This window comes from Gordonia amicalis (assembly GCF_022059885.1).
GTDB lineage: Bacteria > Actinomycetota > Actinomycetes > Mycobacteriales > Mycobacteriaceae > Gordonia > Gordonia amicalis.
The window spans coordinates 2,707,724-2,723,862 of record NZ_CP091855.1; the positions used below are offsets into that span (position 1 = coordinate 2,707,724).

Here is a 16,139-nt window from a genome sequence, read left to right on the forward strand (position 1 = left end):
TTCCACACCGGGAACGCACCGAGCGCGAGTGGCGGAATTGGCAGACGCGCTGGATTTAGGTTCCAGTGTCTACGGACGTGGGGGTTCAAGTCCCCCCTCGCGCACCGGATTTCGTAGAGGATGCGCGCCCCGTGGCGCGCATTGCTGCTACGAGACGTTCAGGAGTTCGACGGCGTCGTCGTCGGCGAAGACGATGTCGTGGTCGTCGGTCGAGATCGCCCAGCGCCGCAGCCGGGCGGTGTGATCCTCGTCAATGCGCGCCTCCACGGTCTGGTCGCCGGGAGCGAGGTCGGCGAAGTCGTCGACGATCTCACCCTCGCGCGTCGTGCCGTCCTCCAGTGTCACCCGCACCCGCGACGACACGTGCACACCCTCCAGATCCGCGGCGTCGGCGAGGTCGTCCGCGTCGGACTCCTCGGACTGCTCGGTGGTCGCTTCGTCAACCGGAGCGTCCTCGGCAGTGGCCTCCTCGACCGGGGCCTCCTCGACCGGGGCCGCGTCGTCGGTGCTGCTGTCTTCGGCGAGGAGCACCTCCGGGGCGATCTCCACCGTTGCGTCCTCGTCATCGGCCGGCAGGTCGGCGTCGATGACGTCCTTCTCCGTGTCCACCGCGTCGCTCGCGCGATCGCCGCTGTTCTCCGGTGCGCTCATCGCGTTGCCGTCCTTCCGGTCAGGGAATGTGCTCTCCGGATGGCCGAACGCACCGAAGTGGCACGTTTGACCAGGCCGTAGGGGTGATCATACTGAATACAGGCGTTGTCATCCCGAATGGAACCGAATCGTTGCCGCGCCGGAATTGTTGCCTGCTGACGACAAGGGTCTCCACGATCGTCGCGCGTCGCACGATGAGTAGCCTCAACGAGGTGACAGCGCGTCATCCCTCCTCTCATCCGCTCACCGACGACACGGTCGTCGACGCCCTGGGTGCCGACCTCCGCGCTGCGGGTTACACAACCGACGGCGTCACCGAACTCCTCGGGGAGGATGTCCACGCCGCACTGCTGCGCGGGGTGTGGTGGCCCGCGGTGGCCGCGACCGCGGCGGAACAGCGTGACGGCGGTGCCGGTGAGTCGCGCCTCGCGACCGTCATCCGGCTCTTCCTGCTCGGCTCGGACGAACCGGAAGACGTCGTCGCCCATGCGTTCCCGTCCGTCGGCGTCGACGCACTCGTCGCCCAGGGCGTCCTCACCCGGCTCGACGGCGGAGCGATACGCGCGAGCCTCGACATCCGCCCGCACGCCGACGAGACCCACGACTTCCTCGTCGTCGCGGATCAGGACGCCGCCATGCGGCCCGGTCCCGTGGCCCGCGACCACGTGCTCGGCATCGGTGGGGCCTCGATGTCCCTGGCGCGCGCGATCATTCGCGAACCGGTGCGACGGGCCCTCGACATCGGCACCGGGTGCGGCATCCAGGCGCTGCACCTGAACTCGCACTGCGCGGAGATCGTCGCGACCGACACCAACGAACGGGCGCTCGCGCTGGCGCGGGCGACCGCCCGCCTCAACGGGATGTCGTGGGATCTGCGCGCCGGAAGCATGTTCCAACCCGTGGCCGGAGAGCGCTTCGACCTCATCGTCTCCAACCCTCCGTTCGTCGTCGGGACCGGCACTCAGGACTACATCTACCGGGACTCCGGCGTCGTCGGAGATGCGCTGTGCGAGCAGCTCATCCGCGAGCTGCCGGCGCACCTCAACCCGGGCGGCACCGCCCAGATCCTGGCCAACTGGATCATCCGCGACGGTGCGGACTGGCGTGACCGGGTCCGCGGATGGCTCGACGGAACCGGCCTCGATGCCTGGGTCGTCCAGCGGGAGGCCGCCGATCCGATCAGCTACGTGTCCCTGTGGCTCTCCGACGCCGGGGAGGACGAACAGGCCGCGGCCCGCCGCGGGGAGCAGTGGCTCGAGTGGTTCGACGACAACGACATCGTGGCCATCGGCATGGGTTCCATCACCGTCCGCGCGCCGGAGGCGGGGGAGGACCGGGAACCCGACGTCGTGATCGAGGAGATCACCGGTGCCGGTGAAGAGGTCACCGGCCCGGAGGCCCAGGCGTTCCTGGCCCGCAGGCGATACCTGCGCGAGACCTCCGACGCGGAACTGTTGGACAAGCGACTCTCGGTCGCGCCGGTGATGCTCGAGGAACACTCGCTGCCCGGCGCGGACGGCTGGCAACAGGTCGGGGCCGCCGTCCGCCGCCCCGGCGGTCCCGCCGCGGTTCTCGGCGTCGACGAGGTGTCACGCGCACTGCTCGCCGGATGTCGCGGGCAGGTTCCGCTCCAGGCCCTGATCGAGTTGCTCGCCGGCTTCCACGGTGTCGACGCCGATGCGTTGGCCGCCGCGGCACTGCCAGTGGTCCGCGAGGCGATCGGACGCGGGATTCTCTACGAGGCCGACGGAGAACTGTCAGGGTCGGTCACATCCGTGCGTAACGGGTGAGCCAGTAGCAGTACACGCCGTAGGCGGCGATCCCGATCGCAGCGAGGATCATCAGCACCTGTCCGGCGGGCAGCTCGGCCAGTGATTTGACCGTGCCGTCGATCCCGCTCGCCTTCGACGGGTCGGCGGTCGCCACCGCGACGATCACCAGGATGCCGGTACCGATCAGCACGAGTCCCTTGCCGCAGTAGCCGACCACCCCGGCGATGGTCGCGCCCGGTCGCCGGACGCCGCCCCGGCCCGGGATGTCGTGACGTCATCGGAGGTCGAGCGACCGATGGGGGGTTTGAGGTCATCGAGGAACGAGCGGCTCGCGCCCTTGTACACGTGGTAGACGCCGACGCCGATGATGATCAGACCGGCCACCACCACCACGAACTTCCCACCACCGGATTCCATCAGGCGTGCGGTGAGTCCGGCGTTCTGCTTTCCGCTCGACTGGCCGCTACCCAGAGCGAATTGCACGGCCGTCCAGGCGAATCCGACGTAGACGACGGCCAGCGACAGTGCTTTCCCGCGGTCCAGCCAGTCCTGGGCACCGTCGTTCTCCTTGCCGGGCTCCGTCGGGTGCGGCCCGAGGATCGCCTCCGCGATCCGCCACAGGGCAAGGCCGGCGAAAGCCGCGGCGGCCACCCACAGCGCGAGCCGGCCCCCGGGGTTGCCGGCGAAGATCCCCAGCGCCCCGGACTGGTCGGCCGTCCCGGTGTCACCGAATGCGAGTCGCACGATGATGTAGGCGATGAGCAGGTGGAGGAGCCCGCTGACGGCGTGGCCGGCACGCGCCACATGCTCGAACCACGGGCTCTCGGTGGCGCGATCGACCGCGCCGGTGACCGGGTTGCCTGACATTGCCGCCGCCTTTCGCCGGGGGGTGAACGAAAGGCCGGCGCCTCGAACGATACGCGCGCTCAGCCGGCGCTCGGGAAGGTTGCGTCGAGAGCCTGGGCGAGGTCGGCGATCAGATCGTCGGCGTCTTCCAGGCCGACGGAGAATCTCAGGTGCCCCCATCTCCGGAACGGCTCGGGATAGGCGGCGACGCGAGGCCCTTCGGGTCCGACGTGGACGATGAGCGACTCGTCGTGGCCGAGCGACACCGCCGACGTGATCACCTTCAGGGCTCCGACGAAACGGTTCTGGGTCGCCGAGTCCCCGCGGACGGCGAAGGCCATCATCGCGCCGAACCCACGTCCGCCGAACTGGCGTGCCGCAAGCTCGTGTTCGGGATGGGAGGTGAGACCGGGATAGCGCACGAAGGCGATGCGCGGGTCGGCGTCGAGGAAGGCGGCGACGCGTTCGGCGTTGCGCTGATGTTGGGCCAGTCGAAGCGGCAGGGTGATGGCACCTCGGGCGATCAGCCACGCGTTGAACGGAGAGATCACGCCGCCGACGTCGACCATCGCCTGCTCTCTGATCCGTCCGATCAGTTCGGACCGACCGAGCACCGCGCCACCCATCGCGTCACCGTGACCGTTGATGTACTTGGTCAGCGAATGCACGACGAGGTCGGCGTCGTCGGCGAGCGGCCGGTACAGGGGAGGTGGGGTGAAGGTCGAGTCGACGAGGAGCAGGGCGTCGGCGGAGTGCGCGATGTCGGCGAGCGCCGCGATGTCCCCGACCTTCGTCGTCGGATTCGCGATCGTCTCGACCGCCACCAGCCGCGTGGTGGGACGCAGTGCCGCCCGGACGTTTTCGGGATCGGTGATGTCGACGAAGGTCGCCTCGATCCCGTACTTGTCCGGCAACAGCTCCGCCCACAGCTTCCACGTCGCCTCGTAGGTCGTGTCCGAGACGACGACGTGGTCGCCGGTCGAGAGGAAGGTGAAGAACACCGCATGCAGCGCCGCGACGCCGGACGCCAGGACCACGGCGTCCTCGGCCTCCTCGAGCGCGGCGAGCTTCTCCTGAAGCGCGACCTGGTTCGCACCGGTGTTGCGCGTGTAGAACAGCTGCTCGGTACCCGACCAGCTCATCTGTTCCGGTTCGGGCGGCAGGTGATACGAGTTCGCCATCGTGATGGGCGTGCGGACCGACGGACCCGACGAGTCGTTCCCGGCATGCACGCTGCGTGTCATGTCACCGGGGATGGTCTCGCTGGTCATGCATGTGCTCCTGTCGGTTGCGGCTGATCGTCGGCCGGCACTCCGGGTTCGAGATAGGTCTCGACACCAGGGGCGTCGTCGGCGACGGGACCCGGCTCGGCTGCGTCACGGTGTGGCAGGACGCCACGCACGACTCGCCCGGGGACCTTGTGCAGTTTGTCGATGTGGGTGAAATACCGGAACTCCGCCCACGCCCAGCAGATGCCGAAGACCAGTAGCGCGACGGCCTGCATCGTGATCGTGTCCCACGGGCGGTGAGCGATGTGAATGGGGACGACGACCAGCGCGATCGCCTGGATGACGTACGAGTCGAGGCTCCGGGTTCCCGTCATCACCAGCGGACGCAGCCAGTCGTGATGCCACCACCGGAGCAGCAGCCGGAACACTCCGTAGATGGCCGGGATCGCCAGATAGGCGCCGATGGCGCGTGCGGGCCGGAAGTCCAGCTTGTCGGCGATGGCGGGCTCGAGGTGCGCCCATGGCCCGACGTCGACTCCGTAGTGGAAGAACAGCGCGACCGTCGCCGCGACCGCGACGATGACGACGAGCCAGCGGTCGATGAACTCCGGGACACGCCAGCGGGACCAGTTCCAGCCGATGACCACCGACGGGATGAACATGATCTGCCATCCCGCCACGTTCTGGATGTGGGGGGCCGCCTGGTAGGCGCTGACGTAGAACCAGTCCGGGGACCAGACGAGCGAGAGTGCGTACAACGCCAGGGAAGCGGCGACGGTCCACGCCCGCCAGCCACGCTGGAGGAGAGGGAACAGGGCGAACGCCGAGACCATCAGCACCATGTAGAGGAGCAGAATGTTCCCGCCGCTCGGCAGGTACTGCATCGTGACCGAGAGCCAGATGCCGTCGATCCAGCCGTCGACCGGGAGCAGGAGCGTCAGCCAGCGGTGCCCCGCGAGTGCTGCCGCGACGGCGACCAGCGCGATGACCAGCTGACACGCATAGAGAACCGCGATCCGTTTGGCCAGCCGGACGTAGGCGTACCGCAGCCCGTGACGCGTCGCCCAGCGCTGGTACACGAGGCCCAGCACGACGCCCGAGAGCATGACGAACGCCGACATGCCGTCGACGTAGGGAAACGCGTGCGTGGGCGACGCCAGCGGAGCGTCGGTGGCGAAGTGTGCGGTGACCATGCTCCAGATCGCCACCCCGCGGGTGGCGTCGATGGCGAGATCTCGGTTCCCAGACCCTCGTTTTTGAGACATTGATCTGAAGATAGAACTCACCGCGGCCCGGAGTCATCCCGGGCCGCGGTGAGTCGTGACGGAAATCGCCTACGCGTGGACGCCTGTGTGTATCTGACGCGGGCGCCTACGTGTAGAGGTCGGCGATCGCCTGCTTGTGCGCGTCGTGGACGACGTTGCGCTTGAGCTTCAGCGTCGGCGTCAGCTCACCGGTCTCGATCGAGAAGTCGGTGTCGAGGATGGTGAACTTCTTGATCGCCTCGGCGTTGGAGACCTTGCTGTTGGCGTCCTTCACCGCGGCGTCGATCTCGGCCTTCAGGTCCGCGTTCTCGATCAGCGTCGACAGCGGGGTGTCGGCGGGCAGGTGGTGGCGCTCGAGCCAGCCCGGCACGGCCTCCGGGTCGATGGTGATCAGTGCGGCGATGAACGGCTTGTTGTCGCCGACCACCAGGCACTGGCTGACCATCGGGTGGGCGCGGATCGAGTCCTCGAGCTGGGCCGGGGAGACGTTCTTGCCGCCCGCGGTGACGATCAGTTCCTTCTTGCGGCCGGTGATGAAGAGGTAGCCGTCATCGAGGGTGCCGATGTCACCGGTGTGGAACCAGCCGTCGCGGATCGCGTCGGCGGTCGCGGCCTCGTTGCGCCAGTAGCCGCCGAAGACGACCGGTCCCTTGAGCAGGATCTCGCCGTCGTCGGCGATCGCGATCGTCACACCGGGGACCGGGCGGCCGACCGAACCGACCTTCTGGTTCTCCTCGTTGTTCGCGGTGACGGCGGCGGTGGTCTCCGACAATCCGTAGCCCTCGTAGACAGGGATGCCGGCACCGCGGAAGAAGTGACCGAGGCGGGCGCCGAGCGGTGCACCGCCGGAGATCGCACCCTCGCACTGACCGCCGAGTGCTGCACGGAGCTTGCCGTAGACGAGTTTGTCGAACAACGCGTGGCGGAGCTTCAGGCCGAGGCCGATCTTGCCGGCCTCCATCGCCGTGCTGTACTCGATGGCGGTGTCGGTGGCCTTCTCGAAGATGGAACCCTTGCCGCCGTCGTAGGCCTTCTGCTTCGCCGAGTTGTAGACCTTCTCGAAGACGCGCGGGACCGACAGCACGTAGTGCGGCTTGAAGGCCGCGAAGTCGTTGACGAGATTCGTGATGTCGTTGGTGTGGCCCAGGATCACGCCGTTCTCCACGCTCGCCACCGCGATGACGCGGGCTAAGACGTGGGCGAGGGGCAGGAACAGCAGAGTGGTCTTGCCCTCCGCCAGACCGGCGCCGACGGCGTCGCGGGTGGCGGCGCACTCGGCCATGAAGTTGGCATGGGTGAGCAGGACACCCTTCGGGCGACCGGTGGTGCCCGAGGTGTAGATGAGGGTCGCGGCATCGGACGACAGCGAATTCGCGTAGCGGCGGTCGAGTTCGTCGTCGGCCGTCTTCGCGCCGCGCTTGGTGATCGTCGGCAGCGCGTGCTCGTCGATGACCAGGGTTTCCTTGAGTGTCGGCGTCTCGTCGATCACCCGGATGTGCTTGGTGTAATGGCCTTGGTCCTCGACGAAGAGGAGCTTGGCTCCGGAATCCTCGAGGATCCACTGCACCTGATCGGGGGCCGAGGTCTCGTAGATGGCGACGGTGCATGCGCCCGCGCGCCAGATGGCGTAGTCGAGAACGGTCCACTCGTACCGCGTCGACGACAGGATCGCCACGCGGTCGCCGGGCTCGATGCCCGACGCGACGAGTCCCTTGGCGACCGCGTCGACCTCGTCGGCGAAATGCTTCGCGGTGACGTTGATCCACTGATTGTGGGAGCGCTTGCGGAAGAGGGGCATCGTGGGCCGCTCGGTCCGATAACGAAGGATCGAGTCGACGAGGTTCGCCTTCTCGTCGATCGTGAGATCGGACGGGGTGGCGTACTGCTGCTGCATGGCACTCCTGTGACGGCAACTATATCTGGACATTTCCGGCGTCAGGTCCGCGGTGACCGGGCACTACGCCTTTGAGTGGCACTGACAGTACCAGTATCGGTGTGATGCATCACACGTGCCGCCAACAGTGCCTTACTCGCTGTTCAGGTGCGCTATGTGACGCGATCGTGGCACGATGCCGACATTCCGGGGTGGTGCGATTACAGTTGAGTCCGATGAATGAGACCCGCGCATGAGCACTTCCGAACAAGGCGAGCACGGCGCGCCGGCTGACACCTCCGCACAAGACGCCCCTGGTGGTTCGTTCGACGATCTCGGCATCGAGCCGCGAGTCCGCGCCGCGATCACCGACGTCGGCTACGAGACCCCCTCGCCGATCCAGGCGGCGACGATCCCGCCGCTGATGGACGGCCGCGACGTCGTCGGCCTGGCGCAGACCGGCACCGGCAAGACCGCCGCCTTCGCGATCCCGATCCTCTCGCGGCTCGACACCTCGGCCCGCACGCCCCAGGCGCTGATCCTCGCGCCGACCCGTGAGCTCGCCCTGCAGGTGTCGGAGGCCTTCGGCCGCTACTCCGCGCACATGCCCGAGGTCAAGGTCCTGCCGATCTACGGCGGGCAGTCCTACGGTGTGCAGCTCGCGGGCCTGCGGCGCGGCGCGCAGGTGATCGTCGGCACGCCCGGTCGTGTCATCGACCACCTCGACAAGAAGACCCTCGACATCTCCGGACTCGAGTTCCTCGTGCTCGACGAGGCCGACGAGATGCTCACGATGGGCTTCGCCGAGGACGTCGAGCGCATCCTCGCCGAGACTCCGGACACCAAGCAGGTCGCGCTGTTCTCCGCGACCATGCCCAGCTCGATCCGCCGGCTCGCCCAGCGCTACCTGAAGTCGCCGCAGGAGATCACCGTCAAGTCCAAGACGGCGACCGCGCAGAACATCACGCAGCGCTATCTGCAGGTGTCCCACCAGCGCAAACTCGACGCGCTGACCCGATTCCTCGAGGTCGAGGAATTCGATGCGATGATCGTGTTCGTCCGCACCAAGCAGGCGACCGAGGAGCTCGCGGAGAAGCTCCGTTCGCGCGGACTGTCCGCGGTCGCGATCAACGGCGACCTCGCTCAGGCGCAGCGCGAGCGGACCATCAACCAGCTCAAGAACGGCTCGATCGACATCCTCGTGGCCACCGACGTGGCCGCTCGCGGTCTCGACGTCGACCGGATCTCCCACGTCGTGAACTACGACATCCCGCACGACACCGAGTCGTATGTGCACCGGATCGGACGCACCGGCCGCGCCGGACGTTCGGGCAACGCGCTGCTCTTCGTCTCGCCGCGTGAGCGCCACCTGCTGCGTGCGATCGAACGGGCGACGCGTCAGGAACTGACCGAGATCGGCCTGCCCAGCGTCGACGACGTGAACGCGCAGCGTGTCGCGAAGTTCGGCGAGTCGATCACCCAGAACCTGTCCTCGGACAACCTGGACCTGTTCCGCGGTCTCATCGAGAACTACGCCCGCGACAACGACGTGGCGATGGCCGACATCGCTGCCGCGCTGGCCCTCGAGACACGCGACGGCGGGTTCCTCCTGTCGCCCGATCCGCCGGAGTCGGAGAAGCGGGCGAACCGTGAACGGGAGCGCACCCCGCGCCGGCCCGGTGCGAGCTTCGCCACCTACCGCATCGCGGTCGGCCGCAAGCACAAGGTGTCCCCGGGTGCGATCGTCGGCGCGATCGCGAACGAGGGCGGCCTGACCCGCGCGGACTTCGGCAACATCAGCATCCGCGACGACTTCAGTCTCGTCGAGCTGCCCGACGACCTCGACAACGAGACCCTGTCGTCGCTCCGCCACACCAAGATCGGTAAGAACCCGATCGACATCCGGAAGGACCTCGGCTCCCCGCGCACCCGCGGCGGCAAGCGCGGCGGACCGCAGGGTGGGCGTGACAACTGGGGCAAGCGGCCGTCTCCGCGGGTCGCGGGTCGCAGTCGCCGGTCCTGATACCGCACTGAGCCGAGCGGGGGTTTTCGCTCGGCGTGCCGCAATGGCAGTGACGGAACTTGTCAAACCGAGATCATTCCGTAACCTTGAAGCGGGGGTCTTCAAGGTGTCCATCCCGATCGGCGGATACGCCGGTGGATGTGACAGACGATTACGAGTGAGCACAGGATTGGTGAGTCACCAGTGTCAGTGGTGAGTGCAATTTCAGCAGCCGAAGCAATTGACCACAGCCGCGCAGGGAACGCGGTCATGGTGGATGCCCGCCCGCAGGTGGTGCGCCACCAGGGCAGTCTTCCCGGTGCCTTCGTGGTCGAACCCAGCGAGCTTCCCGACCTCCTGAGTCCCACCCCGACCGGAACCTTCCCGGTCATCCGGGACGCCGGTGAGGCGCGACGCAAAAAGATCGCGCGCGACACGGAGATCGCCGTGGTGTCGGTGAGTTCGGAGGCGCCGCGCATCGCCGAGCAGATCGCCGACCTGGGGTACACCAACGTCCGCTACGTCGACGGCGGGTACCGCGCGCTCCGCTCGACCACCTGAGAGGTTCCACCACCGTTCCTCTGACCAGCGGCTTGGTAGCGTAGGAACGCCGGCTACGAGAGGAACCCATCGGATGCAGGATGACACTCGCGAGACGCTGCGAGACCAGGTCGCCCGGCTGATGGCGTTCCTGCGGGACGTCGTCCGCTCGCGCTCCGGGGATGTCCGGGACATCGACGACCACGCCGGCCACGTCTGGGTCGGCGCCTCGACGCCGGTCCCGGTACGGCCCGCGGCCGCGCCGGGGCAGGTCGTCGTCGAGATCGGTTCCGCCGACGCGGTCCACGCCGATGTCGCACGCCTCGTTGACGAACTGTCCGCGAGTCCCGACACGCTCGAACTCGTCCTGGCCAACGCTCTGGTCACGGTTCACGACGATGCCGGCGCCGAACCCCTGGTCCGCGAGCATCTGCTCACCCAGGCCGTGGTCGCCGACCGCGACGGGTCCGGCGCCATCCGGCTGTCACTCGGCGCGGGATCCGCGCCGACGATGCACGACACCCATCTCCTCGCCGCGGTCGACGGACTGGAACTCGCGGGAGCGGTGAAGACCCGGACCAGACTCGCCGAGCAGCCGTCCGTGGTCGTGAAGAAGGTCACCGACCTCGTGGGTGAGTGGCTGGGCGAGATCGAGATCGACGCGGACCGCGCCACCCTCGCGCTCGACATGCGGCCGGCGATCGTCCTGCGGCGCCGCGGCGTCGAGAACTCGCTCGCCTTCTACGACGCGATCATCGACGACCTGCGCGACGAGGGCTCGAGCGTGCCCGTCGGTCTGGCCCAGCTCGTCAGGCCGATCGACGCCGAGGACCGGCTCGCCGCCCTGGACGACCCCGATGTGCTCTCGCCCCGACGTCTCATCGCCGACGCGCTCTTCCCGCTACCGTCGAACGTCGAGCAGCGGGACGTGCTGGTCCGGCTGGGCAACGACAGCGGGGTGGTGGTCGAGGGACCGCCCGGGACGGGCAAGACGCACACCATCGCCAACGTGACGTCGGCGCTGCTGGCGAAGGGTCAGCGCGTGCTGGTCGTCAGTGAGAAGGCGCACGCGCTCCACGTGCTGCGGGACATGCTCCCGCCCGCGCTGCGGGAACTCACGGTGTCGATCGCCGACATCTCCCAGGACCGTGCCGAGACCATCGTGTCGGTGGTCGAGAACCTCGCGGCACGCAAGTCGGCGTTCTCGATGTCCGTCGCCGACGCCGAGATCGCCGACCTCGAGGCCCGCCGCGACCACGCCCTGCACCAGCGCGACCAGATCATGCGTGCGCTCTGGGATCTCCGGGCGGGAGAGACCGAGGTCCACGAGTGGGTGGCGGGGGACTACCGCGGCACCCCGGCCGAGATCGTGCGCCAGGTCAAGCGCGACGCCGAGCGCTATGACTGGATGCCACCGGGACTCGACGGTGCGGTCCCGCCGCTCGACTCCGGCGAGTTCTCCCGGCTCGTCGAACTGCTGAAGGTGACCGGCGGCGACACCGGCCGGCTGACCCAGCGGTTCCCCGACCTCGCCGGCCGTCTGCCGGAGCCCGCCGAGATGGACACCATCTGCGCGCGGATCGCCGCCCGCCCCCACGAGCCCCATCACGGCGCAGAATCGTTGCTGCCGTCTCTCGACGGCGTCGACAGCGAACGACTGCTCTCCATCAAGCAGCTCTGCGAGGAGCTGGGCGTGGCCGCCGGTGAGGTGTCGTCGTTCCCCGCCCCGATGGTCGACATGGCCGACCGTCTGCTGGCCGGCCGCGCAGCCCACCTGTGGTCGCGGGTGACGACGCTGTCCCCGGTGATCGCCGAGGCCGCTCGGCGCGACCGCGAGCTGGGCGCCCACACGGTCCTCGTCGACGGAGACCGACCGGGCGATGCGGCGTTGTTCGACGCGGCGGCCGACCATCTGGCGGACGGCGGCCAGTGGCGGGGCCGGCTACGTCGATCTCCGCAGCAGCGAGCGGTCGAGGAATCGCCGGTGCGGGCGACGGTCGACGGTCGTGTCCCGACCGACGAGGCATCGTTGCGGCGCGTCGCCGACCACCTGACGGTCGTCGACGCCGTCCACCAGGTTCATCGCATCCTGGCCGATCTCCATGTACCCGTCGACGCCTCCGGGTCCCGGTCCGCGCAGGTCGATCAGCTCGTCCGACTCGACTTCCAGCTGGCGTGGATCTCGCGGCTGGTCACCGGCCGCGACCGCCTCGTCCACGAACTCGAGGCCATCAGCCCCGGCGGCCCGCGACCCCGCAGCGTCGGCGAGATCGCCGAGGTGGCCGAGCAGGCCGGGTCGATCGCGGCCGCCAACGACGCCGCCCTGGCCGAACGTGAGCTCGCCGACTGCGCCTACGGGCTCGCCGCCGAGCTGGAGAAAGGTCCCTCGCCCGAGGGGGACGCGCTGCTCGCCGCGCTCGGTACCGCCGATGCCGACGCGATCCGTTCGGCGCGCAGGGCATTCCTCCGGGCCCGGGAGCAGGCGAACGCGGAGACCGCCCTCGATCTGCTCGAACTGCGTCTGAAGAGTCGCGCCCCGGAACTGGCCCGGACGATGTGGGCGACGCCCTCCGATCCGGTCTGGTCGGATCGTGCGCGGGAGATGGCCGCCGCCTGGGCGTGGAGGTACGCCCACACCTGGGTGTCCGAGCGCAGCGATCCGCATTCCGAAGCCCGGATACAGGCCGACCTGGATGCCATCGAGGTCGACATCGCCCAGTTGACCACCCGGCTCGCCTCGGCACGTGCCTGGCGGGAGTTGCTGGTGCGCACCACGACCGGCGAGATCCAGGCGCTGCAGTCCTACCGCGACCACATGATCAACCTCGGCAAGGGATCGGGTAAGCACGCGAACCGTTTCCGACGTGCGGCGCGCGAGGCGATGTCGGTGGCGCAGAACGCGATCCCGGCCTGGATCATGTCGATCAGCCAGGTGGCGGAGACGCTTCCGCCGCGGCGGCACTCCTTCGACGTCGTCATCGTCGACGAGGCGTCGCAGGCCGACATCACGAGTTCCTTCCTGCTGTGGCTGGCGCCTCGGATCATCGTCGTCGGCGACGACAAGCAGTGTGCGCCGGTGGGACTCGCGGGCACCACGCTCGACGACGCCTTCGCCGAACTCGACGCGGCGCTCCCGGATCTGCCGACCTACCTCCGCGACGGACTCACCCCGCGGTCGAGTCTGTTCTCGTTGCTCCGCAGCCGGTTCGGCAACGTGGTCGGGCTGCGCGAGCATTTCCGGTCGATGCCGGAGATCATCGAGTTCTCGTCGCAGCAGTTCTACGGCAACGCGCCGTTGATCCCGGTGCGGCAGTACGGTTCGGACCGGCTCGAGCCGTTGAGGACGGTCGCCGTCGACGGTCAGGCCACCGGAAGCGGCTCCGGACTGGTCAACGACGCCGAGGTGGAGGCGATCGTCGAGGCCCTCCGGCGGTGTCTGGGCGATCCTGCCTACGATGGCCGGGATTTCGGCGTGATCGCACTACAGGGCACCAAGCAGGCCGAGGCCCTCGAGCGGGCCCTGCGTGAGGGACTCGACGCGCAGGCGTGGCGCGCCCGGCGCATCCGGGTGGGCACCCCGCCGGACTTCCAGGGCGACGAGCGCCACGTCGTCTTCCTGTCGATGGTGGTCTCCGACCCATCGGCGATCTCGGCATTGACCCGCGCCGAGTCGCAGCGACGGATCAACGTCGCGGCCACCCGGGCCATGGACCAGGTCTGGCTGTTCCACTCGATCGGTCTGGACGACCTGCGGCACAACGATCTCCGGTACTCATTGCTGTCGTATTTCACCGCCCATGAGGGTCTCGCGATCAGCCCGATGCCGACCGACGTCCCCGACGACCGTCGTGTCGAACCCTTCGACAACCTGCTCGAACAGCGGGTGTTCAACCGTCTCGCGGCACTCGGCTATCACGTCACCCCGAAGGTGACCGTCAACAACCGCATCATCGACCTGGTGGTACTCGGCGCCGACGCGCGGATGGCCGTCGAATGCGATCCCGACGCGTTCCCGGGAACCGGGCGTCAGGCCCGTTCGGATCTGGAGCGCGAGCGTGAATTGCGGCGCTGCGGATGGGAATTCGCGCGGGTCCGCGAGTCGGAGTTCGAACTCGATCCGGACCGGGTGATCGACGCGGTGGCCGTGGCCCTCGAAGCGCGCGGCTGCAAGCCCGGTTCGCTCACCCAGCGGCCGGCCGCGGAGGACGCGCCGACGTGGACCCCGATCGACCTGACCGTGGGTGATTGACCGCGGGGAAGTGACGCGGGTCGTCAGTCCAGCGCGCGGAGCAGGGCCGGCAGCCCCTCGGCGGCCGGGACCCGCAGACTGTGGGTGACCAATTCGGACACCGACGATTCGGCGGGATTGAACTCGATGACCGGGATGCCTTCGCGTACAGCACGTTCGGGTAGTGACGCGGCCGGATAGACGATGCCGCTCGTGCCGACGACGATCACCACCTCACCCGCGCGGAACGCCTGATCGGCGCGCTGCCAGTCGTCGGTCGGCAGTGCCTCGCCGAACCAGACGACACCGGGGCGGACGTCGCCGCCGCAGCGCGGGCAGGTCGGCGGCGTCACCCGGGGTTGCAGGTGTTCGGTGTCGGGATCGGTCGGTGAGGGCCGTGCGTCCGGGCCGTCGTAGGGGGTGTGACACACCGAGCAGCGCGGCGCGAAGAGGCTGCCGTGGAGGTGGCTGACCACGTCGCTTCCGGCGCGCTCGTGCAGGTCGTCGACGTTCTGGGTGACGACCATGACGGTGCGGGAGGCGCCGAGTTCGGCGAGTGCGCGGTGTCCGGCGTTCGGTTCGGCGGCAAGGACCTCGCGGGCGCGCCAGCGGTACCAGCCCCAGACGAGGGCGGGGTCTCGTTCCCACGCCTCCGGGGTGGCGAGTTCGGCCGGATCGAAGGTCTCCCACAGTCCGGTCTGCGCGTCGCGGAAGGTCGCGATCCCGCTCTCGGCGGACATGCCGGCCCCGCTGAAGACGGTGATCCACTCGGCGCCCCGAACGAGATCGATCACCGCCTCGGGGATGATCAGGCCGGTCATCCCGCGGCCTCGAGGGATGCGCGGACGAGGTCGGCGGTCTTGTCGGGATTCGGATCGCGGCGCACGACGAGCCCCTTGGCGAAGCTGAGCTTGTCGCCGTCGCGGCGGGGCACGACGTGGAGATGGGTGTGGAAGACGGTCTGGAAGGCGGCCCGGCCGTCGTTGAGGGCCAGGTTGACCCCGTCCGCGGCCATCGGTCCGGACCTCATGGCCGACCCGACCCGCTGGCCGGCGGCGAAGAGGGCCGCCCCGAGGGACGGGTCGAGGTCGTCGAGGCCGGACGAGTGGACGCGGGGGACCAGCAGGGTGTGCCCGCGTGTGACCGGCCGGATGTCGAGGAAACCGATGACATCGTCGTCGGAGTAGACGATCCGGCCCGGAGCCGTGCCCGCGACGATGGCGCAGAAGATGCAACTGCTCATGCGCCCGACTGTAGGGCACGGGCGCTGTGCGCCGGGGCACCTCGCGACGGACGCATGCTCACCGTCGGAACGCCTGGCGTGGCCCGGATCACATCACGGTTTCATAACGGTTGACCGAGCGCGCGCTCGGCCGTCGACCCCCGCCCGGGTACGTTGCCTGGCCTGGCGGTTTCGCAACCCTTCGGATGGTCGTTGACATGGTGTTTCAAGTTACCCGCGGGGTTACTGATGGGTATACCGGTAGGTCACCCGCAAACATGAGGAATCCCTCACTTTCGTGTGTCATCATGGGTGTCACGTTCACGTCCCAGACGACTCCTCAACGAGCCGGGGATTGTCAATGTCCATGTGTGGCAGGCGTGTTCATCCGTTGTACCTGTTAGTTCCGATCAGGCAGGGCTGCCGAGGTCGTTGTTCGCCCGCGATGCCCCCGAGTGTCGTGGACGACCCCGTTCTCATCGACGAGGATTCGCCGCGCTCCCGCCTGCAC

Annotated in this window: 10 protein-coding genes, 1 tRNA gene and 1 pseudogene; 5 read left to right on the top strand and 7 right to left on the bottom strand. The window is 68.5% G+C overall.

All coding sequences use genetic code 11. The features are described 5' to 3' along the window. Nucleotides 1–22: 22 nt before the first annotated feature. Nucleotides 23–104: transfer RNA gene (locus IHQ52_RS12520), tRNA-Leu, on the top strand. Between the two features lie 43 nt (nucleotides 105–147). On the opposite strand, the gene IHQ52_RS12525 is transcribed toward IHQ52_RS12520, so the two are convergent. After that, on the bottom strand, nucleotides 148–651 hold the full coding sequence (locus IHQ52_RS12525; protein ID WP_182154671.1) for a hypothetical protein: 504 nt from the start codon (nucleotides 649–651) through the stop codon (nucleotides 148–150). Between the two features lie 194 nt (nucleotides 652–845). Between IHQ52_RS12525 and IHQ52_RS12530 the strand changes: the two genes are divergently transcribed. After that, entirely contained in the window at nucleotides 846–2,441 is a 1,596-nt protein-coding gene (locus IHQ52_RS12530) for a DUF7782 domain-containing protein (protein ID WP_006437900.1), read from the top strand. On the opposite strand, the pseudogene IHQ52_RS12535 reads toward IHQ52_RS12530, so the two are convergent. From IHQ52_RS12535 to IHQ52_RS12550, 4 genes and pseudogenes are all read right to left on the bottom strand, one after another. Continuing rightward, nucleotides 2,419–3,290 (bottom strand): annotated as a pseudogene (locus tag IHQ52_RS12535) (DUF1206 domain-containing protein). The gene IHQ52_RS12530 and the pseudogene IHQ52_RS12535 sit on opposite strands and share 23 nt — an antisense overlap. 59 nt (nucleotides 3,291–3,349) lie before the next feature. Beyond that, nucleotides 3,350–4,540, bottom strand: coding sequence for a trans-sulfuration enzyme family protein (locus IHQ52_RS12540; RefSeq protein ID WP_006437902.1), 1,191 nt, complete (start codon nucleotides 4,538–4,540; stop codon nucleotides 3,350–3,352). Then, on the bottom strand, nucleotides 4,537–5,763 hold the full coding sequence (gene opgC / locus IHQ52_RS12545) for an OpgC domain-containing protein (RefSeq protein WP_182154668.1): 1,227 nt from the start codon (nucleotides 5,761–5,763) through the stop codon (nucleotides 4,537–4,539). Before opgC ends, IHQ52_RS12540 begins: the two co-directional genes overlap by 4 nt. A 106-nt stretch (nucleotides 5,764–5,869) precedes the next feature. Next, nucleotides 5,870–7,657 (bottom strand): AMP-dependent synthetase/ligase, encoded by a 1,788-nt coding sequence (locus tag IHQ52_RS12550; RefSeq protein ID WP_182154666.1) that lies wholly within the window; start codon nucleotides 7,655–7,657, stop codon nucleotides 5,870–5,872. A 232-nt stretch (nucleotides 7,658–7,889) separates the two neighbouring features. On the opposite strand from IHQ52_RS12550, the gene IHQ52_RS12555 reads away from it, so the two are divergent. The 3 genes from IHQ52_RS12555 (at nucleotide 7,890) to IHQ52_RS12565 (ending at nucleotide 14,427) form a co-directional block, all read left to right on the top strand. Beyond that, nucleotides 7,890–9,659, top strand: a complete 1,770-nt coding sequence (locus tag IHQ52_RS12555; protein WP_006437906.1) for a DEAD/DEAH box helicase — start codon at nucleotides 7,890–7,892, stop codon at nucleotides 9,657–9,659. Nucleotides 9,660–9,908: 249 nt separating this feature from the next. Further along, nucleotides 9,909–10,199, top strand: coding sequence for a rhodanese-like domain-containing protein (locus tag IHQ52_RS12560; protein ID WP_006437908.1), 291 nt, complete (start codon nucleotides 9,909–9,911; stop codon nucleotides 10,197–10,199). A 73-nt stretch (nucleotides 10,200–10,272) separates the two neighbouring features. Further along, nucleotides 10,273–14,427 (top strand): AAA domain-containing protein, encoded by a 4,155-nt coding sequence (locus tag IHQ52_RS12565; protein ID WP_182154664.1) that lies wholly within the window; start codon nucleotides 10,273–10,275, stop codon nucleotides 14,425–14,427. A gap of 23 nt (nucleotides 14,428–14,450) precedes the next feature. Here the strand turns inward: IHQ52_RS12565 and IHQ52_RS12570 are convergent, their stop codons facing one another. Both IHQ52_RS12570 and IHQ52_RS12575 read right to left on the bottom strand, forming a co-directional pair. Then, nucleotides 14,451–15,227 (bottom strand): SIR2 family NAD-dependent protein deacylase, encoded by a 777-nt coding sequence (locus tag IHQ52_RS12570; RefSeq protein ID WP_006437911.1) that lies wholly within the window; start codon nucleotides 15,225–15,227, stop codon nucleotides 14,451–14,453. Beyond that, complete coding sequence (locus tag IHQ52_RS12575; protein WP_238063497.1) at nucleotides 15,224–15,649, bottom strand: HIT family protein; 426 nt, start codon at nucleotides 15,647–15,649, stop codon at nucleotides 15,224–15,226. The genes IHQ52_RS12570 and IHQ52_RS12575 overlap by 4 nt, the downstream gene beginning before the upstream one ends. Nucleotides 15,650–16,139 lie beyond the last annotated feature (490 nt).